The organism is Variovorax sp. Varisp41, assembly GCF_047325085.1.
Taxonomy (GTDB): domain Bacteria; phylum Pseudomonadota; class Gammaproteobacteria; order Burkholderiales; family Burkholderiaceae_C; genus Variovorax.
Window position 1 is genome coordinate 1,700,671 of the sequence record NZ_CP168540.1, and the last position, 23,974, is coordinate 1,724,644.

Annotated in this window: 24 protein-coding genes; 17 read left to right on the plus strand and 7 right to left on the minus strand. The window is 71.6% G+C overall.

Annotated elements, in window-relative coordinates:
- Positions 1-74: 74 nt before the first annotated feature.
- Genes ACEN9J_RS07950 through ACEN9J_RS07960 form a run of 3 tightly spaced genes read left to right on the plus strand, consistent with a single transcriptional unit; the run spans position 75 to position 3,219 of the window.
- Positions 75-653 (plus strand): biotin transporter BioY, encoded by a 579-nt coding sequence (locus ACEN9J_RS07950; RefSeq protein ID WP_057594244.1) that lies wholly within the window; start codon positions 75-77, stop codon positions 651-653.
- Positions 653-2,059: an AMP-binding protein gene (locus ACEN9J_RS07955; RefSeq protein ID WP_413763761.1), complete on the plus strand. Its 1,407-nt coding sequence runs from the start codon at positions 653-655 to the stop codon at positions 2,057-2,059. Before ACEN9J_RS07950 ends, ACEN9J_RS07955 begins: the two co-directional genes overlap by 1 nt.
- On the plus strand, positions 2,056-3,219 hold the full coding sequence (locus ACEN9J_RS07960) for an acetyl-CoA C-acyltransferase (protein ID WP_413764553.1): 1,164 nt from the start codon (positions 2,056-2,058) through the stop codon (positions 3,217-3,219). The genes ACEN9J_RS07955 and ACEN9J_RS07960 overlap by 4 nt, the downstream gene beginning before the upstream one ends.
- A gap of 10 nt (positions 3,220-3,229) precedes the next feature.
- Here the strand turns inward: ACEN9J_RS07960 and ACEN9J_RS07965 are convergent, their stop codons facing one another.
- Positions 3,230-3,949, minus strand: a complete 720-nt coding sequence (locus ACEN9J_RS07965) for a nitroreductase family protein (RefSeq protein ID WP_413763762.1) — start codon at positions 3,947-3,949, stop codon at positions 3,230-3,232.
- A 128-nt stretch (positions 3,950-4,077) separates the two neighbouring features.
- Here ACEN9J_RS07965 and ACEN9J_RS07970 point away from each other — a divergent pair, with 128 nt between their 5' ends.
- From ACEN9J_RS07970 to ACEN9J_RS07990, 5 genes are all read left to right on the plus strand, one after another.
- Positions 4,078-4,521, plus strand: a complete 444-nt coding sequence (locus tag ACEN9J_RS07970) for a hypothetical protein (RefSeq protein ID WP_261210864.1) — start codon at positions 4,078-4,080, stop codon at positions 4,519-4,521.
- 135 nt (positions 4,522-4,656) lie between these two features.
- Positions 4,657-5,772, plus strand: coding sequence for an ABC transporter substrate-binding protein (locus tag ACEN9J_RS07975; protein ID WP_413763763.1), 1,116 nt, complete (start codon positions 4,657-4,659; stop codon positions 5,770-5,772).
- Between the two features lie 11 nt (positions 5,773-5,783).
- Complete coding sequence (locus tag ACEN9J_RS07980) at positions 5,784-6,596, plus strand: ABC transporter ATP-binding protein (RefSeq protein ID WP_057594250.1); 813 nt, start codon at positions 5,784-5,786, stop codon at positions 6,594-6,596.
- On the plus strand, positions 6,593-7,426 hold the full coding sequence (locus ACEN9J_RS07985) for an ABC transporter permease (RefSeq protein WP_395347766.1): 834 nt from the start codon (positions 6,593-6,595) through the stop codon (positions 7,424-7,426). The genes ACEN9J_RS07980 and ACEN9J_RS07985 overlap by 4 nt, the downstream gene beginning before the upstream one ends.
- Before the next feature lie 198 nt (positions 7,427-7,624).
- Positions 7,625-8,443, plus strand: a complete 819-nt coding sequence (locus ACEN9J_RS07990) for a transporter substrate-binding domain-containing protein (protein WP_413763764.1) — start codon at positions 7,625-7,627, stop codon at positions 8,441-8,443.
- Between the two features lie 101 nt (positions 8,444-8,544).
- Here ACEN9J_RS07990 and ACEN9J_RS07995 read toward each other — a convergent pair whose 3' ends face one another.
- The 6 genes from ACEN9J_RS07995 to ACEN9J_RS08020 all read right to left on the minus strand — a co-directional run bounded on the left by ACEN9J_RS07995 (position 8,545) and on the right by ACEN9J_RS08020 (position 14,645).
- Entirely contained in the window at positions 8,545-9,540 is a 996-nt protein-coding gene (locus tag ACEN9J_RS07995; protein WP_296734345.1) for an ABC transporter substrate-binding protein, read from the minus strand.
- The gene (locus tag ACEN9J_RS08000) at positions 9,540-9,869 is read right to left on the minus strand and encodes a 4Fe-4S binding protein (RefSeq protein ID WP_057594253.1); all 330 of its coding nucleotides are present in this window, start codon (positions 9,867-9,869) and stop codon (positions 9,540-9,542) included. Before ACEN9J_RS08000 ends, ACEN9J_RS07995 begins: the two co-directional genes overlap by 1 nt.
- Positions 9,866-11,497 carry an FAD-dependent oxidoreductase gene (locus tag ACEN9J_RS08005; RefSeq protein ID WP_413763765.1) on the minus strand — a complete coding sequence of 544 codons (1,632 nt, stop codon included), beginning with the start codon at positions 11,495-11,497 and terminating at the stop codon, positions 9,866-9,868. Before ACEN9J_RS08005 ends, ACEN9J_RS08000 begins: the two co-directional genes overlap by 4 nt.
- A 111-nt stretch (positions 11,498-11,608) precedes the next feature.
- Positions 11,609-12,790 carry a YeeE/YedE family protein gene (locus ACEN9J_RS08010; RefSeq protein WP_413763766.1) on the minus strand — a complete coding sequence of 394 codons (1,182 nt, stop codon included), beginning with the start codon at positions 12,788-12,790 and terminating at the stop codon, positions 11,609-11,611.
- A gap of 106 nt (positions 12,791-12,896) precedes the next feature.
- Positions 12,897-13,847 (minus strand): sulfurtransferase, encoded by a 951-nt coding sequence (locus tag ACEN9J_RS08015; RefSeq protein ID WP_413763767.1) that lies wholly within the window; start codon positions 13,845-13,847, stop codon positions 12,897-12,899.
- Positions 13,848-13,967: 120 nt separating this feature from the next.
- A complete protein-coding gene (locus ACEN9J_RS08020) occupies positions 13,968-14,645 on the minus strand; it encodes a TetR/AcrR family transcriptional regulator (protein ID WP_413763768.1) in 678 nt (225 codons plus the stop codon).
- 147 nt (positions 14,646-14,792) lie between these two features.
- Between ACEN9J_RS08020 and ACEN9J_RS08025 the strand changes: the two genes are divergently transcribed.
- The 9 genes from ACEN9J_RS08025 to ACEN9J_RS08065 all read left to right on the plus strand — a co-directional run bounded on the left by ACEN9J_RS08025 (position 14,793) and on the right by ACEN9J_RS08065 (position 23,961).
- Positions 14,793-15,425, plus strand: coding sequence for a CoxG family protein (locus ACEN9J_RS08025; RefSeq protein WP_413763769.1), 633 nt, complete (start codon positions 14,793-14,795; stop codon positions 15,423-15,425).
- Between the two features lie 16 nt (positions 15,426-15,441).
- The gene (locus ACEN9J_RS08030; RefSeq protein WP_261210873.1) at positions 15,442-16,311 is read left to right on the plus strand and encodes an FAD binding domain-containing protein; all 870 of its coding nucleotides are present in this window, start codon (positions 15,442-15,444) and stop codon (positions 16,309-16,311) included.
- The gene (locus tag ACEN9J_RS08035) at positions 16,311-16,847 is read left to right on the plus strand and encodes a (2Fe-2S)-binding protein (RefSeq protein WP_413763770.1); all 537 of its coding nucleotides are present in this window, start codon (positions 16,311-16,313) and stop codon (positions 16,845-16,847) included. The genes ACEN9J_RS08030 and ACEN9J_RS08035 overlap by 1 nt, the downstream gene beginning before the upstream one ends.
- The gene (locus ACEN9J_RS08040) at positions 16,844-19,231 is read left to right on the plus strand and encodes a xanthine dehydrogenase family protein molybdopterin-binding subunit (RefSeq protein WP_413763771.1); all 2,388 of its coding nucleotides are present in this window, start codon (positions 16,844-16,846) and stop codon (positions 19,229-19,231) included. Before ACEN9J_RS08035 ends, ACEN9J_RS08040 begins: the two co-directional genes overlap by 4 nt.
- Positions 19,232-19,305: 74 nt before the next feature.
- A complete protein-coding gene (locus ACEN9J_RS08045; protein ID WP_413763772.1) occupies positions 19,306-20,550 on the plus strand; it encodes an ABC transporter substrate-binding protein in 1,245 nt (414 codons plus the stop codon).
- 10 nt (positions 20,551-20,560) lie between these two features.
- Complete coding sequence (locus ACEN9J_RS08050; RefSeq protein ID WP_413763773.1) at positions 20,561-21,433, plus strand: branched-chain amino acid ABC transporter permease; 873 nt, start codon at positions 20,561-20,563, stop codon at positions 21,431-21,433.
- Between the two features lie 34 nt (positions 21,434-21,467).
- Complete coding sequence (locus ACEN9J_RS08055; RefSeq protein ID WP_093342540.1) at positions 21,468-22,484, plus strand: branched-chain amino acid ABC transporter permease; 1,017 nt, start codon at positions 21,468-21,470, stop codon at positions 22,482-22,484.
- Complete coding sequence (locus tag ACEN9J_RS08060) at positions 22,481-23,239, plus strand: ABC transporter ATP-binding protein (RefSeq protein ID WP_413763774.1); 759 nt, start codon at positions 22,481-22,483, stop codon at positions 23,237-23,239. The genes ACEN9J_RS08055 and ACEN9J_RS08060 overlap by 4 nt, the downstream gene beginning before the upstream one ends.
- Complete coding sequence (locus tag ACEN9J_RS08065; protein ID WP_412179651.1) at positions 23,236-23,961, plus strand: ABC transporter ATP-binding protein; 726 nt, start codon at positions 23,236-23,238, stop codon at positions 23,959-23,961. Before ACEN9J_RS08060 ends, ACEN9J_RS08065 begins: the two co-directional genes overlap by 4 nt.
- Positions 23,962-23,974 lie beyond the last annotated feature (13 nt).

Sequence of the window (23,974 nt, forward strand, 5' to 3'; positions counted from 1 at the left end):
CCCGCGGCCCGTCCGGCACGCAAGGAAGCCAGGGCCACGGCCCGTGGCGCGACCTTCCCCGACATCCCATTTCCATGTCCACCTCCACCCCGATCACCTCCTCCCGCACGCTGTCCTACGTCGCGCTCTTCGCCGCGCTGATCGCCGCCCTGGGCGCCGTTCCGCGCATCGACCTGGCCCTGGGCGTGCCGATCACGCTGCAGACGCTCGGCGTGATGCTCGCCGGCTGCCTGCTCGGCCCGCGCCGCGGTTTTCTCGCGGTGGCGCTGCTGCTCGTGGGCGTGGCGCTCGGCCTGCCGCTGCTGTCCGGCGGCCGGGGCGGTCCGGGCGCGTTCGTGACGCCTTCCGCCGGCTTCCTCGTGGGCTGGCTGTTCGGCGCCTTCGTGTGCGGCTGGGTCATGCGGCGCTTCGCCGCCGCGCGCGGACGCGCCCTGTTCGCCGCGGCGCTGGCCGCCTCATTCATCGGCGGCATCGTCGTGGTCTACCTGTTCGGCATCGCGGGCCTGTCGCTGGTGGCTCACCTGCCGCTGCAGAAGGCAGCGCTCGCGAGCCTGGTCTTCGTACCGGGCGACCTCGTCAAATGCGTGGTCTGCGCGCTGGTGGTGCAGACCGTGGCACGCGGCCTGCCGAGCTGGCGGCTCGATCGCGACTGATGACCGGTCCGGCGCCCGATTTCCGGACCGTCCACGCGCCGCTCGCCTGGTGGGCGCGGCACACGCCCGATGCCCTCGCGCTCGACGACGGCCACACGCGACTGAGTTTCGCCGCGCTCGCGGCCCGCGTCGCGACGCAAGCCGCCGCGCTCGACGCCGCGGCCACGCCGACGGTCGCCTGGGCCAGCGCGAGCGCATCGCCGGCCGACCAGCTCGCGAGCTTCCTCGCGATCCTCGCGAGCAACCGCACCGCGGCCGTCGGCGATCCCGACTGGCCCGAGGCCGTGCGGGACAAGGTGCAGGCGCGCATGGCGCGGCACCTGGGCGCGGCCTCCAGCATCGAGGAAGCGCACGCGAACACCCCCTTCTACATCGGCTTCACCTCGGGCAGCACCGGCGTGCCCAAGGGCTTCCGCCGCACGCACGGATCGTGGACCCACAGCTTCGAGATCTGCGTCCGGAGCTTCGGCCCCGCCACCGGCACCACCGTGCTGGTACCGGGCCGGCTCTCGCATTCGCTGTTCCTGTTCGGCGCGCTGCTGGGCCTGTGGACCGGCGCGGGCATGCGCCTGCAGCGCCAGTTCTCGGCCGCCGCCGCGCTCGACACGCTGCGGCGCGGCCTCGCGGGCAGCCTGGTCGCGGTGCCCAGCCAGCTGCTGCTGATGCTCGAGCATGCGCAGCGCCATGGCATGCCGCCCGTGACCGGCACGCGCCTCGTGATGATCAGCGGCGCCCCCTGGCCGCGCGCGCGCACCGCCGCGCTGCGCGCGCTGTTTCCCGAGGCACGCATCGTCGAGTTCTATGGCGCCTCGGAAACCTCGTTCATCGCCTGGGCCGACAGCGACGAGGCCCTGCCCGACGACGTGGTCGGCCGGCCCTTCGCCAACGTCGAACTCAGGATCGAGCCGCCCTTGCCCGGACTGATCTACGTGCGCAGCCCGATGGTGTTCAGCGACTACGTGACGCTGACGGCCGAGGAAGACGGCACCGCCGTGCTGCGCGACGGCGACTGGCTCTCGGTGCGCGACATGGGCCATGTGGACGAGGACGGTTTCCTGCACCTGGTCGGCCGACAGCAGCGCATGCTGCTCGTGCAGGGCAAGAACCTGTTCCCCGAGGAAGTCGAGAACGTGCTGGCCGGGCATCCGGCCATCGCGGCCGCGTCGATCCAGGGGTTGCCGCATCCGCTGCGCGGCATGGAGGCCGTGGCCCTGCTGGCGCTGTCGGCACCGCTCTCGCGCGAGGAACTGCAGGCCTGGTGCCGTGACCGGCTCGAGCCCTTCAAGCTGCCCCGGCGCTTCTACCGCGTCGACGCCTGGCCTCGCACGCCGAGCGGCAAGACGGATCACGCGGCCCTTGCGCGGCGACTGGCCGACACATCGGCGGCGCCGTGGGAACGGCTGTGAATCCGCCCGTGATCCTCGGCTGGGCCCGCAGCGCGGTGGTGCCGGTCGGCGGTGCACTCGGCGCGCTGGCGGCGCACGAGATCGGCGCGCCGGTGCTGCAGGCCTTGCTGGCGCGCGCCGGCGTTCCCGCGCAAGCGGTCGATGCGGTCGTCGCCGGCAACGCGCTCGGCGCGGGCGGCAATCCCGCGCGCATGGTCGCGCTGGCGGCCGGCCTGCCGGACCACGTCGCCGCGCTGTCGGTCGATACCCAGTGCTGCGCCGGCCTCGATGCCCTGACCCTGGCCGCCGGCCTGCTGGCCAGCGGCAATGCCGCCATCGCGATCGCCGGCGGCGTCGAGGCCTGGAGCAGCGCTCCCATCCGCCAGCATCGCCCGCGCGATGCCGGCGAGGCACCCGTGCCCTACGACCGCCCCGCCTTCGCGCCCGACCCGGCGCGCGATCCCGACCTGCTGCTCGCCGCCGCGCGCCATGCCGCGCTGCATTCGATCGGTCGCGCGCGGCAGGATGCTTTCGCCGCAGAAAGCCATGCGAAGGCGCTCGCATGGCGCGAACGCATGTCGCAGGAGATCGTGCCCATCGGCGATGCCACGCACGACAGCTATGCGCGCGAACTCACGGCCTCGCGCATGGCCCGCATGCCGATCGAGGCCGTCGCCGACACGCTGTCCGACCCGGTCGTTGCGCTAGAGATGGCTGTCAGCCGCCTCGCGATCGCCCCGCGCGCCGACGGCGCCGCCTTCGTGCTGCTCGCCACGCCGCAGGCCGCGACCGCGTTGAAGATCGCGCCGCGCTTCCATTGGCTGGGCGGCACCTCGATCGGCGTGGCACCGGAGATGCCGATGCTCGGCGCCTCCACCGCCGCCGAAGCGCTGCTGCGCCGTGCCGGCCTCGATGCGGGCGCGCTGTGGGGCGCGGAGCTGCACGAAGCCTTCGCCGTGCAGGCGCTGTCTTTCATCCAGGCCTTGGGCTTGCAGCCCTCGCGCCTGAACCGCGGCGGCGGCGGGCTGGGTCGCGGGCATCCGATCGGCGCCTCGGGCGCGGTCAGCCTGGTGCGCCTGCTCGCCGACATGGCGCACGATGCCCCGTCGGGCGCGCGCGGCCTCGCGGCGATTGCCGGCGCGGGTGGCCTGGGCGCGGCGGGGCTGGTGCAGCGGCTCTAGGCTCCAGCCGCTAGCGCATCACGCGGAAGAAGTCGTCGAGCGGCCGCCGCGCGGTCCGCACGGCGTTCTCGGGCGCCCGCGGATCGGCATAGCCCAGCGCCAGGCCGCACACGATGTGGTGCTCATCGCCCAGCCCCAGCGTCGAACGCACCAGGCCCGGATAGGACGCGATCGCGCCGATGGCGCAACTGCCGATGCCCTGCGCGCTCGCGGCCATCATCAGACCGAACAGGCACATGCCCAGGTCCATGTAGCAACCGCTGCCCATGCGCGCATCGATCAGCACCAGCAGCGCCACCGGCGCATCGAAGAAACGGAAGTTGCGCTCGAACTGCGCATCGCGCGCGGCCCGGTCCTCGCGTGCCGCGCCCAGCGCGCCATAGAGCGCCTGTGCCGCCGCGACCTGGCGCCGACGCAGGCTGTGGGGCATCGGGCGCGGGAAGTAGCTGTAGTCCTCGGCTTCCTGCTCGCCGTTGCGGAATGCGCCCACCAGTGCCGCGCTCAGCCGCGCGCGGGCCTCGCCTTCGAGTGAGATGAACTCGCCGGGCTGCAAGTTGGCGCCGCTGGGCGCGCGGCGTGCCTGGATCAGGAGCTGCTCGAGACAGCCCTCGGGCAAGGGCCGGTCGGTGAAGCCACGGGTCGAGCCGCGTTGCTCGAGCAGCGTCTGGAGTGCGAGGGGGTCGGGGGCGGAAGAAACGGCTGCCGGGTCGGCAGCGAGAAGGCTGTGCATGCCGCATTTTCGCAAGCAATCCAGGGCACCTCGGTTCGAGCCGTCGCTGCGACCCTCGGTGCTGGAAATCGATACTTCAACAGCGCGATCCGCGGTGCGAGCACGCCAGCCGGTACAACCGCCCCACCATGAGATATCGCAACGTCGCTCTGCCGCTGGCCATCCTTTCGATCGGCGCCATCGTCGAAACAGCCATCGCCTGTCACTTCAGCGTGGACGCGCGCGGCTGGTGGCCCCTCATCCTTGGCATTTCGCTCCTTCAAGTGGCGGCATACAGCTTCGCGTTCGGTCTGGTGGCTGGTGACAGAAGGCTATCCAGCATCTACATCGTCGTCTTGAACGGACTGTTCGCAGCCACCAGGGTGTATGTCTGCTGTGCCTACTACGCGATCTCCATCGCACGGGCGGCCGCCTACCCGCACCTGATCGAACTCACGCCGCTGCAGCAGGCGATCAGGAGCAACTGGAGCCTCTACCTGATGCCCCTCCCTTTCCTGATCGCTCACCTGGCACTGGCGAGGACGAGGCTCGCCAGTGCCCGCGCGCAACGGCCGCCGCGCGAGGCCGGCTGATCGATCGAGCCCGGAGGCGAAAAGGGGCTTCCCCACTCCCTGCATATCCATGCATGGATTTCTTCGTTGGTCCGGCACCGGCCGCTTCCTAGCATCGGCCATCCCTGTTCAGAGGCAGTTCCGCTGCCGGTCGCCATGTCCATCGAGAAGCTCTCCCCCTCCCGCGAATCCACCACCAACGCACTGCGCGCGCCCTCGCGCCGCGGCCTGCTGCAAACCCTCGTCTCGCTGGGCACGGTGGGCAGCCTCGGCGGGCTCGGCGCGGCCGCGCTCGTGGGCTGCTCGCGCGACGAGGCGAAATCCGCTTCGGCCGACGCGCCGGCCATCGTCAGGAAGACCGGCGACAAGGTCGCGTTCAAGTACCCCGACAACCCCTCGTTCGACCTGATCTACCTGGCCGACCAGCTCGGCTACTTCGAGGGCACGAACACGCGGCCGCAGTACGTGGGCAAGATCGCGGCGCCGCAGATCATTCCGCTCGTGGGCACCGGCGAGATCGATTTCGGCAGCCGCATGGTGCCGCTGGTGATCTCGGCCATCGCCTCGGGCGCCGACCTCAAGGTGGTGGCGGCCGGCGGCAAGACGCTGCAGGAAGCGCCGCACATGAAGTACTTCGTTCGCAAGGACTCGGGCATCCTCAAGCCCAAGGACCTCGAGGGCAAGACCATCGGCTTCAACAGCTTCGGCGCCTGCGCCGAGTTCGTGACCAAGAAGTACCTGCGCCAGCATGGCGTGGACGTGAACAGGATCAACTTCGTGGTGGTGCCCGACGAGCAGGCCGAGCAGACGCTGGTCACGCGCAACACCGACCTCGCGATCATCCACGCGCCCTTCTCGGGCCGCGCCGACCATGCCGACGCGCTGGTGCGGCTGTGGAGCGACTTCGACCTCGACGGCGGCCTCGGCGGCATGGCGCCCTACAGCGCGCACGGCCGCTTCATCCGCGAGCATCCCGAGGCGGTGCGTGACGTGGTGACGGCGCTGGCCAAGGCCGGCAACTGGGTCAATGCGAATCCCGAGGAGGCGCGCAAGCTGGTCGCCAAGCGCATCAACATGGACCTGCAGAACGTGGACCGCTACGCCTACGTCGAGGACCTGGTGGTGACCGAGCCGCCGATCGAGTACTACGTCGACATCCTGCAGTCAGAGGGCAAGATCCCGGCCGGCAAGGTGGCGGTGAAGGACGTCTACACCAACGAGTTCAACCCCTACGCGCAGGCGCCCTCGCAGCCCGCCGCGGCGAAAACCTGAGCGGCGCGCGCATGAGCGGCATCAAGATCTCGGCGCGCGACGTGCGCATGGACTACGCGGCGCGCGGCGCGAGCGAGCGCGTGCGCGTGCTCGAGGGCTTCGATCTCGACGTGCGCGAGGGCGAGTTCCTCTCTGTGCTCGGCCCCTCGGGCTGCGGCAAGTCGACTTTCCTCGGCATCCTGGCCGGGCTCACCGAGCGCACCGGCGGGCGCATCGCCATCGACGGCCAGCCGGTCGCGGGCGTGCACCGCAACCAGGGCGTGGTGTTCCAGGGCTATGCGCTATTCCCGTGGCTCACGGTGCTCGACAACATCGCGGTGGGCCTCGAGATCCGCGGCATCGGCAAGGCCGCGCGCCGCCGCACCGCGCAGGAGTACCTCGAGCTCGTGGGCCTGCACGGCTTCGGCGAACGCTATCCGCACGAGATCTCGGGCGGCATGAAGCAGCGCGTGGCGATCGCGCGCTCGCTGGCCTACCGACCCGACGTGCTGCTGATGGACGAGCCCTTCGCCGCGCTCGATGCGCAGACGCGCGAGATCCTTCAGGGCGAGCTGCTGCGCATCTGGGAGCAGTACCGCAAGACCATCGTCTTCATCACGCACAGCCTCGAGGAGGCTGTCTACCTGTCCGACCGCGTGGCCGTGATGACGCAGCGGCCCGGCCGCATCAAGGCGATCATCGACATCCCGCTCGCGCGGCCGCGCTCGGCCGAACTGCGCCATTCGAGCGAGTTCGCGGCGCTGCGCCAGCGTGCCTGGGAGGTGCTGAAGGACGAGGTGCAGGTCGGGCTGAAGCCGCGTTCTCTCGAAGGAGTGGTCTCGTGAGCGCCGTGCTCGAAGGCGCGCCTGCCGCGCCCGCACCGCGCCGCACGCTGGCGCGCTTCGCCCGGTTCGCGGGCCGCTTCGCCGAACGCGCCGCCGGCATCGTGCTGTTCCTCGCGCTGTGGGAAGCGCTGCCGCGCCTGGGCATCGTGAGCGACGCCTACCTGAGCCCGCCCTCGGCCGTGCTCGCGAGCATCGGCCAGCTGCTCGACAACGGCCAGCTCTGGAAGCACGTGGCCGCGAGCCTGCAGCGCTCGCTCTGGGGCCTCGTGCTCGCGAGCGGCGCGGGCGTGCTGCTGGGCCTGCTGGTCGGCGGCTTCCGCCGGCTCGCGGCCATCGTCGACCCGGTGCTGCAGCTGTTCCGCCAGACCTCGGCCTTCGCGCTGTTCCCGGTCTTCATCCTGTTCCTCGGCATCGGCGAGCTGTCGAAGGTGGCGATCATCTTCTGGGCCTCGTTCTGGCCCGTGCTGCTGAGCACCGTGAGCGGCGTGAAGCAGGTCGACCGGCTGCTCGTGAACTCCGCGCTGTCGATGGGCGCCTCGCGCCGCTTCGTCTTCTTCAAGGTGGTGCTGCCGGCCTCGCTGCCCTCGATCTTCACGGGCGTGCGGCTCGCGGGCGCCTACAGCATCACGGCGCTGGTGGCTGCCGAGATGATCGGCGCGCACTCGGGGCTGGGTTTCCTCACGCTCAATTCGCAGGAGACCTTCCAGATCCCGACCATGTACGCCGGCATCCTGCTGCTGGCGGTGCTCGGGCTGCTGCTGAACTACCTGCTGGCGCTGCTCGAGCGCCGGCTGCTGCGCTGGCGGCGCGGGTTGAGCCTCGATGAGTGAGAGCCCGCGTCCCTCTTCTTCCTCTGCCTCCTCGGCCGTGGCCGGCCTGCTCGACGGCATCGGCCGCTGGCCCAGCCTGGTCGCGGCCGGGCCGGTGCTCGCGGTGGTCGCCGCGCTGGCCGCCGCCGGCGGTGCCTGGCCGAATGCCGACAACGCGCCGCGCGAGCGTGGCCTGTCGGGCCCCGCGACCTGGCTCGCATGGCTGCCGCCGCTGGCCGTGCCCGCGCTGGCCACGCCGCTGAATCAACTGCCAAGGGCCCGGTGCTCGCGCGCGCGATCGCGCGCGGCGAACTGGTCGTCGGCGTGCGGCGCTATCCGCGCCCCGCCCCGCCCGGCTCGCCCACGCCGCCCGAACCCGATGCCTTCGATGCCACGCTGGCACGCGAGCTCGCGGCCTCGCTCGGCGTGAAGGCCGTGCTGGTCGGCCTCGCGCCCAACGAGCGCGACGAGGCGCTGCGCGATGGCCGTGTCGACCTGCTGGTGGCCGGTGTGCCCACACGGGACGCACGCGACGATGCAGGCGGCGCCGGCATCGACGCCGCGCCCGGCAGCTACGACACCGGCCGCGCCCAGGTGGTCGCGCTGCGCCGCGGCCGGGTGCAGGACGAAAAGGCGCTGCGCGGCGCCTCGGTCTGCGTCGGCGAAGGCTCGGGCTATGCCGGCGCGGTGGCGCTGCGCTATGGCGCGCAGCCGCGCAGCTATCCCTCGGCCGTGCATGCGGCCTCGGCCTTCATGGCCGGCGAATGCGCGGCGCTGGCCGAAGACGCGCAGGTGCTAGAGCGGCTGATGGGCAACGAGGAATGGCGCTTCTACAAGCCGGTGGCGCGGGACCTGCGCGCGCCGGCCGACGCGGCCGTGCGGCTCGCGGCGGGCGACACGGCGTCGCGCGACTACATCGCGGCCGCGCTGCGGCGCTGGCGCGCCGATGGCACGCTGGCGCAGGCGCGGGGGGCGCGTGCGGGGAATCTGCAGTTCGAGATCACCTTGTTGAAGGATGGGTTGGTTTGCCATTCGTGAGGACGGCAGCCAACACGCATCCGCTCAAAAACCGTTCTCGCTGAGCTTGTCGAAGCGCCGCGCGAGGCTTCGACAGGCTCAGCCCGAACGGTTTGGAGCGTTCAGCCTTCTATGCCCTCACGCGACGCCCACTGCCACTGCGCCAACGCAAAGTCCTGCGTCACCAGCTTCTCCGCCAGCAGGAACTTCTTCACCTCCTCGATCAGCCCCAGCCCCTCGGCCGGATAGGCCGCCTCGGGATACTGGCTCAGCGGATGCGAGGCCTTGACCGCCTCGAGCGGGAAGCCGCTGACCTCGGCATGGAAGGCGTAGTAGGCCGCACTGTCGGCGCGCATCTCGGCAATGGCCGCGCGGCGCGCGCGGGTCCAGGCGGCCGGCAGGCCGGGCGCGGTGGCGAGCAGCTTCGACGAGGCGACGATCACCGAGGTGCCGCGCAGGGTGGGATGGCGGTCGGCCTCGTCGATCACCGGGTAGCCGCGCGATGCGAGCAGCGGGCCGACGTCGATCTGGGCCGCGAAGGCGGCGATCGAGCGCTGGTCGAGCGCGGCCTCGCCGTCGCGCGGGAACATGTGGATCACCTTCACCGACTTCTGCAGGCCATGCTCCTTGAGCAGGCCCAGCACGTAGCGGTGCATGTAGGAACCGCGCGCCACGCCGATGGCCTGGCCCTCGAGCTCGCGCACGCTGCGCACGCCGTCGCGCGGCGTGAGCAGCCAGACGTTCATGCCCACGGTGTCGAAGCCGATCAGCCGCGCATCGAGCCCGCGCGAGCGCGCGACCACGGCGGGCGTGTCACCGTAGATGCCGACGTCGAGCACGCCCGAGATGAAGGCTTCGTTGAGGTCGGGTCCGTTCGGGAAGTTGCGCGTGACCACCTCCTTGAAGCCCAGCGGCGCGAGCTCGCGCTGCAACAGGCCCTGGCGCAGCGCCCAGCCGGTGGCGGCCGCGGGCTTCCTGCCCGGACCGATGTAGCCCAGGCGCAGCACGCCCGCGCCGGGTGCGCCCTGGGCGATCGAGAACAGCGGCAGCGTGGCCGCGGTTGCGGCGACGGCGCCGCGCAGCAGCCGTCGGCGGCCGGTATCGACGGGCGCCGCCATCAGTGCGCGCGCCGCAGCAGTTCGAAGCTGGCGTCGGCCGAGGCCGTCGACTGGCGGCCGCGCCCCCAGCCGATGTCGCGGCGGTAGCTGCCCATCAGCGCCTGGGCGGCCACGTCGCGCTCCTCGGCGGTGGCGCCGCGGTCGGCGATCGGCGCGACGTAGAGCGCATCCTCGGGGCAGTAGAGCTCGCACATGAAGCAGGTCTGGCAATCATCCTGGCGCGCGATGCGCGGCAGGCCGCCGGGCACGGCCTCGAACACGTTGGTCGGGCAGGCGCTCACGCAGATGTTGCAGGCGGTGCAGCGTTCGGCGCTGATGAGCTCGATCATGCGGCCACCTCTTCCTCGGCGCGCCGTTGCACGGCATGGCGCCGCACCCAGACCTCGTCGAGCCCGCCGCTCAGCAGGCGATGGCGCTGGCTCGGGTCGATGGCCGAATGCTCGCGCCGGCGGTGCATGCCGCGCGTCTCGGTGCGCTGCAGCGCGCTGCGGTACATCCAGCGCGAGGTGGCCAGCATGGCGGCCGCTTCGCGCGCGCGCACCGCGTCGGCCGCGCTGGCCGCGGGCGCGCCCTGGCGCAGGCGCTCCCACAGGGCGTCGAGCCGCGCGAGCGAATCGCGCAGCGCGTCGCCTTCGCGGAACCAGTTGCGTTCGTAGGGAAAGACCTCGGCCTGCACCGCGCGCACCACGGCCTGGCTGTCCCAGGCCTGCGCGCCGCGCGTGGCCAGCGCGACGCCGCCGGCGCGCAGGGCCGTGCGTTGCGAGCGCGCGCGCGCATCGCGCCCGAAATCGGCCGCGCCGGCACCGGCCCAGAAACCCGAGGACAGCGCCCATGCCGCGTTGTGGCTGCCGCCGCCGGTGAAGCCGCCGCAGATCAGTTCGCGCGTGGCCGCGTCGCCCGCGGCATAGAGGCCGGCCACGGTGGTGGCGCAACTGTCGTCGATCAGGTGCAGGCCGCCGGTGCCGCGCACCGTGCCCTCGAGCCGCAGGGTGACCGGGAAGTGCTGCGTGAAGGGGTCGATGCCCTGGCGGTCGAAGGAGACGAAGAAGTTCGGCTGCGCGGTGCGCATCCAGGCGCGGATCTGCGCGTCGGCGCGATCGAGGCAGGCATAGACGGGCTGCGCCTGCAGCGTCTGCGCGATCACGCCGCGGCCCTTGGACGAGCCCGCGCCCTCGATCGCCACGCCGTCGGCCGTGTAGAAGGTGGCCCAGTTGTAGAACAGCGACTTGGTGACCGACGAGAACGCCGGGCCGAGCCCGTAGGCATTGGAGAACTCCATGCCCGACAGGGCCGCGCCGACCTCGGCCGCCATCAATTGGCCGTCGCCGGTCAGCACGTTGCAGCCCAGCGCGCGGCTCAGGAAGGCGCAGCCGCCGGTGGCGATGACCACCGCGCCGGCGCGCGCCACCCAGCTTTCGCCGCTCTGCCGGTTCACCCCGGTGGCGCCGCAGACGGTGCCGTGCTCGTCGACCAGCAGCTCGAGCACCGGGCTGTGGTCGAGGATGCGCGCGCCCGCGGCCTTCACGCGCTTGCGCATCAGCCGCATGTATTCGGGGCCCTGCAGCGAGGTGCAGCGCAGCGCGCCCTGGTCGTCGACCGGAAACGGATAGCCCCATTCCTTGAGCGTCTCGACGTTGGTCCAGGTCTGCTCGAGCACGCGGTCCATCCAGGCGTGCTCGGCCAGCTGGCCGCCCATCGCGAAGCGGCTGGCCTTGGCCTCCTCGCGCGCCGTGCCTTCGGCCGGCACGTGCCACAGGCCAGTGCCCGAAGGCGCGGTGGCGCCCGAGGTGCCGCAGAAGCCCTTGTCGGCCAGCAGCACGCGCGCGCCGCGCGCGGCCGCGCTCACCGCGGCCCAGGCGCCGGCCGGGCCGCCGCCGATCACCAGCACGTCGGCCTCGTGGCGCGTGCCGCCATCGGCGCCCGAAAGAAGCTGCCGCTCGAAATCCCTGGCGCCCATGTCGCGTGTCCTCTGCTGCAAAGAAAGAAAAGAGGACCGACCGTATCAACGGCGCGGGCGCGGCACAAAGAAGGAATGCGTGCTTCGATATGCGCGGCCCTGGAATGCCACTCAGTTGCCCCAGCGCAGCTTGAGGCCGGCCCAGACCGCGAGCAGCACGGCCGCGCCGAAGACCCAGCCCGAGAGCGCGCCGGCCATGGTGCCCGACAGCAGGTTGCCGACGGTGCAGCCCAGGCCGGTCATCGCGCCCCAGCCGAGCAGCAGGCCGCCGCCGAGCCCGCGCGCGACCTGCGCCGGCCGCGGCCACGCGGGCCGGAACTGCCCGCTCGCGAGCGCGGCCGCGAAGGCGCCGGCGACGAGGCCGCCGACCAGCAGCGCGTTCGGCGTCTGCCACAGGCTCTGCGCCACGGCCGTGACGCAGCCCGCGAAGCCGTCGAGGCCCTCGAGCCGCTGCGGCAGCAGGCCAAGCCCATCGCCGGCCCCGCGCGCCGCGCTGCCGAGCGCGGCCGTCACGCCCAGCGGCCGCAGCCGCAGCACCACGATCACGGCGATGGCGCCGACCGCGAGGCCGCCCCAGACGTAGGGCCAGCGCCCGTGCAGCAGCGCGCGCAGCGCGGCGCCGAAGCTCGCGGGCACCGCGGCGTTCTGCGCGGGCGGCAGGCGTCGCCACAGCAGCGCGCTCGCGAGCGCGAGCACCGCGAGCTGCAGTACGGCCGAGCCCGCATAGCCGAGGTGATGCGGCAGCCAGGGCACGGGCGCGGTGGCGATGGTCGCGCTGTAGAGCGGGTTCCAGGTGTTGAAGCCGAGCACGAAGCCCAGCGCCGCGCCCGCGAGTGCGAAGGGAGCGGTGGGCGAGCCCTCGCCGAGCCGGTACCAGTGCGCGCTGATGCACGAGCCCGACACCACCATGCCCGCGCCGAAGGCCAGGCCCGCGAGCACCAGTGCCCAGCTCACCGGGCCGATGTGGGCATCGGGCGGCAGCCGGCCCGGCTGCGGCACCGGCAGCCAGCCGCTCATCACCACGTGCATGCCGAGCGTGCCCACCGCGAGCGCCGCGACGATCGCGAGCAGGCCGCGCGCGTCGCCGCGCTCGAAGTAGTCGCGCGCATGGCAATAGAAGCAGAAGCGCGAGCGCTGCAGCACGATGCCGAGCACCGCGCCAATGCCCAGCGCGAAGGCCAGCGCGCGGCCGCCGCTGCGCTCGCCGAGCAGGTGCACGCCGGCCGCGAGCAGCACCAGCACGACCGACGCCGTGGCCAGCGCGGGCCAGCGCGCCGCGCCCGTGCCATCCAAAAAAAACGAGCCCGAAGGCTCGCCCAATGCCGTCCGCGCTTCCGGCGGACGGCTACCCAACTCCTGGTGACTCACACCCCCTCCTCGTTCTTCTTCTCTCCTCGATTCACTTCGACGCCCAGACGGTGCCGCTCGGGTTGTTCACCGGCACGCCGACGGCGTTGCCGTACTCGGTCCACGAGCCGTCGTAGTTGCGCACGTTCTTGTAGCCGAGGATGCGGTGCAGCGCGAACCAGGTGTGGCTCGAGCGCTCGCCGATGCGGCAGTAGGTGATGACCGGCTTGCTGCCGTCGATGCCCGCGGCGGCGTACAGCGCCTTCAGCTCGGCCGGCGACTTGAAGGTGCCGTCCTCGTTGACCGCGCGGCCCCAGGGCACGTTGGCCGCGCCGGGGATGTGGCCCGCGCGCACTGCGAGTTCGGCCGCGCCCGGCGGCGCGAAGATCTTGCCGCTGTATTCGTCGGCCGATCGGATGTCGACCAGGCGCGTGTCCGACTTGCCGTCGGCCACCGCCACCACGTCGACGAGGCGCGCGCGCAGCGCCGGGTCGGGCCGGCTCGCCTTGAAGGCGGTGGCGGCGTACTCGGGGGTGCGGTTCTCGAGCGTGCGGTTCTCGGCCTCCCACTTCTTGCGGCCGCCGTCGAGCAGCTTGACGTTGCTCAGGCCGTACTGCTCAAACACCCAGGCGCCCCAGGCCGCGAACCAGTTGTTGTTGTCGCCGTACAGCACGACGGTGGTGTCCTTGTCGACGCCCGCGGCCGACAGCAGCTTCTCGAACTGGGCCTGGCTCACGATGTCGCGGCGCACGCGGTCGTTGAGGTCGTTGTGCCACGAGAAGTTGACCGCGCCGGGGATGTGGCCGCGCTCGTAGAGGCCGGGGTTCACGCTGACCTCGATCACGCGCACCCTGGCGTTCCTGAGGTTCTTCTCGAGCCACTCGGTCGACACCAGCGCCTCGCCGGCTTCGGCCGTGGATTGGGCGACGGCCACGGGGGCGCTCGCGATGAAGGTCAGCGTGGCAAGGGAGGCGGCTCGCCACCAGCGGCTCAGGATCGACATGCGTAACTCCTTGTGAAAAGTGCAGGCCGCACTGTAGGGAGTCGCCGCGCGCTCACCAACGAAGCGTTTGCGATATGGCTATGACCAATGCATCTGAAAGCGGCACCCGCTTCGGCGCGATCAGGCCGAGGGCTTCGCGCCCTTGCGGCCGAACACCTCGGGCGCCACCAGCATGAAGGCGCGCACGCGGTCGGCCAGCACCGCGTCGAGGTCCTCGGGCATGGCCTCGGCGTAGATCCAGCGCCGCACGCCGATGTAGAAGATCCCGCCGTGGATGCCCCACATCAGCTCGCGCTCGCGCTCGGTGGGCTTGGCGCGCCCCGTGAGGCCGAGCTCGTGGCGCATCTCGCGCCAGATGTGCGGGAACAGCCGCTCCTTGAGCAGTTCCATGTACTGCCCCGGCACGTAGCCGTCGGACAGCCCCGAGAACACCAGGATGCGCACCCACTCCTTGGTGAGGATCGCGCGCGCATAGGCGCCGTAGAAGCGCACCAGCCGCGCCTCGAGCGGCGTGGAGCGGTCGGACAGCCACTCCTCCCACTCCTGCTGCCAGCGCTCGAGGTAGACCTCCTCGTACACGCGCTCGATCAGCGCGCGCTTGTTCGGGAAGTAGTGATAGAGCAGCGGATGCGTGATGCCGATCTGCTGCGCCAGCTCGCGCGTCTGGCCGTCGAGGCCGCGCTCCGAGAAGAAGGCGATCGCGCCGTCGAGGATCTGGCGCTCGCGGTCCTCGGTCGAGAGCCGCTGGCGCGCGGGTTTGACGGCCACGTTCTTCGGGTCTTCGGATGCGTCTTTCATGAACGGCTGTTGTCGTCGGTGTTGTCGTTGGAGGGTCGCAATTTACCTCATGGTAAGTACCAATGATCTTATTGACCAATCGTTAAATACTCCGGCCCATGCGAACGGCACCGGCTCCCGGTGCGCCACCGAGGAAAGAGACGACGGATGGAACTGCAAGGCGAACAGTGGATTCCCGCGGGCCGCGAGACGGTCTGGCGTGCCCTCGACGATCCCGAGCTGCTGGCGCGCTGCGTGCCCGGCTGCGAGGAGATCCGCCGGCTCGGCGAGAACGAGATGGAGGCGCGGCTGCTCGCCAAGATCGGCCCGGTGCGCGCGCATTTCAGCGGCCGCATCCGCCGGCTCGACGTGGTCGAACCGCAGAGCTGCCGCATCGCCTTCGAGGGCAGCGGCGGAGCGGCCGGCATGGCCAAGGGCGAATCGCGCGTCACGCTCGCCACCGAGGGCAACGGCACGCGGCTGACCTACACGGTCGAGGCGGCCGTCGGCGGCAAGCTGGGGCAGATCGGCGGCCGGCTCGTGAATGCCTCGGCACGCAAGATGGCCGACGAGTTCTTTCTCGCGCTCAATGAGCAGCTCGCGCCGAAGCCCGCGGCGCAGGTGCTCGAAGCCGCGGCGGACAGGCCCGAGGCACGGCGCGAACCGGCCCCCACGTTGGCGGCACCCGTGCGCGCCACCACTGCATCGGCCGGCTTCGGCCCCTGGTCCGGCGAACTGCAGCGCCTGCTGTGGCTCGCGATCGGCAGCGGCATCGGCTGGCTCGCGAGCCGCGCGTTCTGAGCCAGGAAAGCCCGCGATGAAAGCCCCCGCCTTCTCCTACCTGCGCGCGCAGAGCCTGGCCCAGACCTCGGCCCTGCTGCGCGAGCACGGCGACGCGGCCCGCGTGCTGGCCGGCGGCCAGACCCTGCTGGCCACGCTCAACATGCGGCTGTCGAAGCCGCAACTGCTGATCGACATCGCCGCCCTGCCCGAGCTGCGCGGCATCGAACTGCGCGGCGACTTCCTGCGCATCGGCGCGCTGGTGCGGCACGTCGACATCGAATGCTCGGAACTGATCGCGCAGCGGCTGCCGCTGCTGTCGCAGGCCGCGCCGCACGTGGCGCACGCGGCGATCCGCAACCGCGGCACGCTCGGCGGCTCGATCGCCTTCGCCGATCCCGCGGCCGAGTGGCCGGCCTGCGCGCTCGCGGCCGATGCCGAGCTGATCGTGAGCGACGGCCAGCGCGAGCGCCGCGTGATGGCCGGCGACTTCTTCGTCGACCTCTACCAGACCGACCTGCGCGCGCACGAGGTGCTGGTGGCGCTCGAGTTCCCGCTGCCGGGCCCGGCGCGCCGCTTCGCCTTCGCCGAACTCGCGCGGCGCCATGGCGACTACGCCATCGTGGGCATCGCGCTGGCCGCCGACGTGCACGAGGGCCGGCTGTCCGACCTGCGCATCGCCTTCTTCGGCATGGGCAACACGCCAATGCGCGCGCTCGGCGCCGAGACCCGGCTGGCCGGCACCCAGGCCGACGAAAGCACGCTCGAGGCGGCCGTGCTGAGCCTCGACGAGGACATGCAGCCCGATGCCGACCTGCACAGCAGCGCCGCGGCCAAGCGCCACCTGGCCGGCGTGCTGCTGCGGCGCGCGGTCGAGCGCGTGCTGCAACCGGAGACCGCCCAGTGATGGACACCACCACCGACACCCACGACCTCCAGCTCGCGGTGCGCATCGAGGTCAACGGCGAGGTGCACGCCTGCCGCGTGGAGCCGCGCCAGCACCTGGTCGACTGGCTGCGCGACGAGCTCGGCCTCAAGGGCACGCGCGTGGGCTGCGAGCACGGCGTGTGCGGCGCCTGCACGGTGCTGATCGACGGCGAGATCGCGCGCGGCTGCCTGGTGCTCGCGGTGCAGGCCGACGGCCGGCGCATCGAGACCATCGAGGGCCTGTCCGACGCCGGCACGCTCGCCGACCTGCAGCGCAGCTTCTCGGCGCGCAATGCCGCGCAATGCGGCGCCTGCACCTCGGGCATGCTGCTGACCGCGCATGCGCTGCTCGAACGCACGCCCTGCCCGGGCCGCGACACGATCCGCGAGCAGATCTCGGGCAACTACTGCCGCTGCACGGGCTACCACGCGATCGTCGACGCGATCGCGCTGGCCGGGCAGGAACGGCAGGCGCGTTGCGGCGGCTGTACCGGCGCCGCGGGGAGCGCGGCATGAACGACCTCACCCTCCCCGCGCCGGTGCGCGAGATCGAGGCGCAGCGCTACATCGGCCAGTCGGTCGAGCGGCCCAACATGCAGCGGCTCACGCAGGGCCGCGCGAACTACGTCGACGACCTCGAGCTGCCGCGCATGCTGCACGTGGTCTACCTGCGCAGCCCGCATGCGCATGCGCGCATCGTGCGCATCGATGCCGAGGCGGCGCGCCGCATGCCGGGCATCGCGGCCATCGTCGACGGCCGCCAGCTCGCGGCGGTCTGCGCGCCCTGGGTCGGCACGCTCAAGCACCTGGCGGGCATGCGCTCGCCGCCGCAGCATGCGCTGGCGATCGAGCGCGCCAGCTGGCAGGGCGAGGCGGTGCTCGCCATCCTCGGCCGCACCCGGGCGCTGGCCGAGGACGCGCTCGACGCGGTCCAGGTCGAATGGGAGCCGCTGCCCGCCGCGGTGCACATGGACACGGCGCTCGATGCCGCCACGCCGGTGATCCATCCCGAGCTCGGCAGCAACCTGTGCTTCCACCGCGAGATCGACACCGGCGGCGTGGAGGCGGTGTTCGAGGGTGCCGACGTGGTGGTCGAGGACGAGTTCCGCTTCGGCCGCCACACCGGCGTGACGCTGGAACCGCGCGCCGTGCTGGCCGACTTCACGCCCACCGGCCGGCGCCTCGTGGTGCACCACTCGCACCAGGCGCCGCACATGATGGCCGACCTCTATGCGCGCCAGCTCGGCCTGCAGGAGGCCGACGTGCGCGTGGTCTGCCGCGACGTCGGCGGTTCCTTCGGCATCAAGGTGCATGCCTATGCCGACGACTTCGCGACGGTGGCGCTGTCGGTGCTGCTGGGGCGGCCCGTCAAGTTCGTCGCCGACCGGCTCGAGTCCTTCGTCACCGACGTGCATGCGCGCGAGCACCGCGTGAAGGCGCGGCTCGCGCTGGCGCGCGACGGCCGCATGCTGGCCTTCCAGATCGACGACCTCACGGGCATCGGCCCGTTCTCGATGTTCCCGCGCACCAGCGCGATCGAGGGCAACCAGGTCATCAACATCACGGGCGGCCCCTACAAGCACGCGCACTACAAGGCCACGCTCGATGTCGCCTTCCTCAACAAGGTGCAGACCAGCCAGTACCGCGGCGTCGGCCATCCGATCGCCTGCACCGTGACCGAGGGGCTGGTCGATCTCGCCGCGGCGAAGCTGGGCATCGACCCGCTCGAACTGCGCCGCCGCAACGTGATGGAGGACGGCAGCTATCCGCGCCAGGGTGCCTCGGGCATCCTGCTCGAGGGGCTGTCGCACCAGGCCTGCCTGGACCGCATCGAGACGCTGATGGACTACGGCGCGCTGCGCCGCGAGCAGGCCTCGCTGCGCGAGCGCGGCGTGCACCGCGGCATCGGCCTGGCGGCGCTGATCGAGCTGACCAATCCCGGCCCGGCCTTCTACGGCGTGGGCGGCGCGCGCATCGCGGCGCAGGATGGCGCGACCGTGCGGCTCGACCCCACCGGCGTGGTGCACTGCGCCACCGGCGTGGGCGAACAGGGCCAGGGCACCGAGACCATCTTCGCGCAGATCGTGGCCGACACGCTGGGCCTGCCGATGGCCTCGGTGCGCGTGCTGACCGGCGACACCGCGGCCACGCCCTACGGCGGCGGCACCTGGGCCTCGCGCGGCGCGGGCATCGGCGGCGAGGCCGTGCTGCTCGCGAGCCGCGACCTGCGCGGCCACATCCTGGCGCTGGCAGCCGCGCACCTGAAGCGGCCGGCCGAGGGCCTGACGATCGCGCACGGCGAGGTGCGCTGCCTGGCCACCGGCGACACGCTGTCCGACCTGGCCGAGCTCGGCCGGCTCGCGCACTTCCGCCCCGACCTGCTGCCCGCGGGCTTCCAGCCCGAGCTGGTGGTCACGCGCCACTATGCGCAGCGCGACTATCCCTTCGTCTTCACCAACGGCGTGCAGGCCTCTTACGTCGAGGTCGACGTCGACACCGGCTTCGTGCGGCTGCTGCGCCACTGGGTGGTGGAGGACTGCGGGCGCGTGCTCAACCCGATGCTGGTCGACGAACAGATCCGCGGCGCCGTGGTGCAGGGCATCGGCGGCGTGCTCTACGAGGAATGCCTCTACGACGACCACGGCCTGATGCGCAACGGCAGCATGGCCGACTACCTGGTGCCGATGGCCTTCGAGATGCCCGACATCGAGGTGGCCCACATCGAGACGCCCACGCGCACCTCGCAGCTCGGCGCCAAGGGCGCGGGCGAGGCCGGCACGGCGGGTGCGCCGGCCGCCGTGCTCAACGCGATCAACGACGCACTGCGGCCCTTCGGCGCCCACGTGTCGGAACAGCCCGTGACCCCCGAGAAAGTGCTGCGCGCCCTCGGACGCATCTGATCCCCGGCCGCGCGGGCGCACCCGGGCCCGCGCCTTCATCGCTTGCATTGACCCGAACGACAAGGAGACACGCCATGACCTCGCCCCTCGACCTTCCCTCCCCCTCGCTGCGCCGGCGCACCGTGCTGCAGGCCGCCGGCGGCGCCCTGCTGGCCTCGGGTGCCGCGCTGCCGCTGCGCGCGCTGGCGCAGAACGAACCGTTGCGCGTCGGCCTGCCGATCCCGCTGACCGGGCCCTTCGCGGCCGAGGCGCGCGCCGTGCAGCAAGGCGCCGAGCTCGCGATCAAGGAGTTCAACGCGGCCGGCGGCCGGCGCGCCGAACTGCTGGTGCGCGACGACAAGCTCAACCCGCAGGAGGCCGTCACGCGCACGGTCGAGCTGATCGAGAAGGACCGCGCGCACTTCATCGTGGGCTCGGTGTCGGCAGCGGTGCAGCTGTCGGTCAACAACGCGACGAAGCAGCGCAAGATCATCTACAACTCGGTGAGCCAGTCCGACTCGATCAACGAGGCCAAGGACTTCAGCAAGTACACCTTCCACGAGTGCCTGAACCCGCACATGACCGCGGGCGCGGTGGCGCGCTACGCCTTCCCGAAGATGGGCAAGCGCGTGGTGTTCCTCACGGCCGACTACGCCTACGGCCACGAGATGTCGCGCGGCTTCCTCGCGGCCGGCAAGGCCTTCGGCATCGAGGTGCTGGCCGACATCCGCCATCCGCTGGGCCAGACCGACTTCTCGAGCTACTTCCCGCGCATCCTCGCGCTCAAGCCCGACGTGCTGGTGGTCTGCAACTTCGGCCGCGACCAGTCGATCGCCTTCCGCCAGGCCGGCGACTTCGGCGTCAAGCAGAAGTCGAAGATCATCGCGCCGCTCCTGATGCACTCGGGCCGCATGGTCGACGGCCACGAGGTGTATGCCGACATCATCGGCGGCACCGGCTACTACTGGGGCATGGAGGAAAGCACGCCCTCGGCGCGCGCCTTCAACACGGCGTTCCGCGCGGCCAACGGCGGCACCGCGCCGACCGACTACGCGGGCCTGGGCTATGCGGGCGTGCGCAACCTGCTGGCCGCGGCGAAGCAGGCCGGAAGCACCGACAGCGACCGCGTGGCCGAGGCGCTGCAGGCCCTCAAGAGCGACGCCTACAAGGGGCCGACCTACTACCGCGCCTGCGACCACCAGTCGGTGCAGTCGGTGCTGATCGTGGAATCGAAGCCCGCCGCGCAGGCCAAGGGCAAGGACGACATCTTCCGCATCGTCGCCACCGAGGCCCCCGACGAGGCGCGCATGCGCAGCTGCGCCGAGCTGGGCCACGCCTGAGAGCCTCGCCGTGGAACTCTCCATCTCCCTGCTGCTCCAGCAGCTCTTCGTGGGCCTGGCGCTCGGTGCCATCTACGTGCTGGTGGCCGTCGGCCTGTCGCTCATCTTCGGGCTGCTGGGCGTGGTCAACTTCGCGCACGGCGCCTTCTACATGCTGGGCGCCTACGTGGCGGTCTACGCCTACGGCCTCACCGGCAGCTTCTGGTGGTGCCTGCTGCTGGTGCCGCTCGCGGTCGGCCTGCTGGGGCTGGTGGCCGAGCGCTGGCTGATCCGGCCGCTGTACGGCCGCGGCGTCGACTACCCGCTGCTGCTGACCTTCGGGCTGGCCTACGTGCTGGTCGACGGCGTGCGCATGGTCTGGGGCGTGCAGGGCGAGGCCTTCGCCACGCCCGAGGCGCTGCGCGGCGCGGTCGACCTGGGCTTCGGCGTGTTCCCGCTCTACCGGCTGTTCCTGCTCGGCCTGTGCGCGGCACTGCTGCTGGCGCTGTGGCTGTTCATCGAGAAGACGCGCCTGGGCCTGGTGATCCGCGCCGGCGCGCGCGACCCGCTGGTGCTCAAGGTGCTGGGCATCGACGTGGGCCGCGTGTGGCTCCTGATCTTCGGCCTCGGCACCGCGCTCGCGGGCCTGGCCGGGCTGCTGGCGGCGCCGCTGCGCGGGGTGAATCCCGAGATGGGCGGCTCGGTGCTGATCGAGGCCTTCGTGGTCACCGTGATCGGCGGCATGGGTTCGCTGGTCGGCGCCATCGTGGCCGGCCTGCTGGTAGGCGTGGTGGTGGCGATGACCACGCTGTTCCAGCCCGAGCTCGCCGAACTCGCCATCTTCGCGCTGATGGCCGCGGTGCTGATCCTGCGGCCCAACGGGCTGTTCGGCGCGCGCGACTGAAGGCGCGCCCTTCGCTTCCAACGCTTTCCAGACCATGTCCACCACCACTTCCTCCTCCCCGCCCCCGCTGCGCGCGCCGCGCGCCGAAGCCGCCGCGGCCCCGGGCGCGCGACGGCTGCGCGAGGCGGCCACGCGCCACCGCGTGCCGCTGAGCATCGCGGTGCTCGCGCTGTTCCCGCTGGTCGTGCCCTTCCACGCGATGGCGATCAACATCCTGCTGTTCGGCCTGTTCGCCGCGGGCTACAACCTGACCTTCGGCTACACCGGCAAGCTGTCGTTCGGCCACGCGGCCTTCTACGGCAGCGGCGCCTACGCCTGCGGCATCCTGATCGCCAGCCACGGCCTGCCCTGGCCGCTGGCCGTGGCGGCGGGCATCGCGCTCGGCGGGCTGGTGGCGCTGGCCATCGGCGCGCTCGCGATCCGCACGCGCGGCATCTACTTCGCGATGGTCACGCTGTCGCTCGCGCAGTGCGTGTACTTCGCGGCCTTCCACGCGACCTCGCTGACCGGCGGCGACAACGGCCTGCGCGGCGTGAACGTGCCCACGCTGCGCCTCGGCGGCTGGCAGGTCGACCTGCTGCAGCCGCTGAACCGCTACTACTTCATGCTCTGCTTCGTGGCGCTGGCCGTGTGGCTGCTGTCGCGCATCCTGCAGTCGCCGTTCGGCGCGGTGCTCGAGGCGGTGCGCGAGAACGAGCAGCGCGCCCGCGCCTCGGGCTTCGACGTGGAGCGCGCCAAGCTGCTGTCGTTCGTGATCTCGGGCCTGTTCTGCGGGCTGGCCGGCGCGCTGACGGCGATCAACCTCGCCACCGTGGGCATCGACACCCTGTCGTACCACACCTCGGGCCAGGTGATGATGGTCACGCTGCTCGGCGGCATGGGCACCTTCTTCGGGCCCTTCGTGGGCGCAGGCGTGTTCCTCGCGATGGAGCATGCGCTGACGGCCGTGACCGAGCGCTGGCAGCTGATCGTCGGGGTGATCTTCATCGCGCTGGTGCTGTTCTTCCCGAAGGGCATCTGGGGCACGCTGCTCGCGAGGATGGAACGATGAGCGCCGAAGCCATCCTCGAGACGCGCGGCCTCACCAAGCGCTTCGGCCAGTTCACCGCCAACGAAGACATCGGCGTGAGCTTCCCGCGCGGGCAGCTCACCGCGATCATCGGTCCCAACGGCGCGGGCAAGTCGACCTTCTTCAACATGGTCTCGGGCGCCTTCGCGCCGAGCGCGGGCGAGATCCGCTTCGACGGCCGCGACATCACCGGACTGGCCCAGCACCGCTTCGCGCACCTGGGCATCGCCAAGTCGTTCCAGGTGACCAACCTGTTCCCCGACCTCACGGTGCTGGAGAACGTGCGCGTGGCGGTGCAGGCGCTCGACAGCGGCTTCGACTGGTGGCGCCCGCGCGCCGCGCGCCGCGACTGGATCGAGAAGGCCGAGCGGCTGCTCGAGCGGGTGCAGCTGCAGGACAAGCGCGGCTTTCGCGCCGAGCGGCTCTCGCACGGCGAGCAGCGCGCGCTCGAGATCGCGGTGGCGCTGGCGAGCGACCCCAAGCTGCTGCTGCTCGACGAGCCCACGGCCGGCATGAGCCCCGAGGAAACGCGCTCGGTGATGGACCTGATCCTCGCGCTGGTGGCCGAACGCACGGTGGCGCTGGTGGAGCACAAGATGAAACTGATCATGGGCGTGAGCGACCGCATCGTGGTGCTGCACCAGGGCCGCCTGCTGGCCCAGGGCAGTCCCGCGGAGATCCGCGCCAACGAGGACGTGCAGCGCGTCTACCTCGGCCACGGAGGGCAACACCGATGACCCCAACGCAACCGCCGCTGCTCGCGGTGCACAAGCTCGAGGCCTGGTACGGCCGCAGCCACATCCTGCAGGGCATCGACCTCGAGGTGCACGCGGGCGAGATCGTCTGCCTGATCGGGCGCAACGGCGCGGGCAAGACCACGATCATGCGCAGCATCATGGGCCTGATGGGCCGCACGCGCGGCAGCGTGCTGTTCGACGGCGTGTCGCTGCTGGGCCTGCCGCCGCACCGGCGCTTCCACCAGGGGCTGGCCTACGTGTTCGAGGAACGCCGCATCGTGCCCGGGCTCACGGTGCTCGAGAACCTGCGCCTGGGCATCCTGGCCTCGGGCCGGCGCGCGCGCGAGCAGGAGCTGATCGACGAGGTGGCGCAGACCTTTCCGCGCCTCAAGGAGCGGCTCGCGCAGGTGGCGGTCACGATGTCGGGCGGCGAGCAGCAGATGCTGGCGATCGCGCGCGCGATGGTGGCGCACCCCAAGCTGGTGATGCTCGACGAGCCCAGCGAAGGGATCATGCCGGTGCTGGTGGACGAAATGTTCGCGCTGTTCGCGGCCTGGAAGCGCGCCGGCAAGACGCTGCTGCTGGTGGAGCAGAACGTCGAGCTGGCGCTGTCGATCGCGGACCGCGCCTACATCGTCGACCAGGGCTGCATCGCGCACCACGCGGGCGCGGCCGAACTGCTGGCCGACCGCGAGATCCAGGAGCGCTACTGCTCGGTGTAGCGCGCCCGGGCTT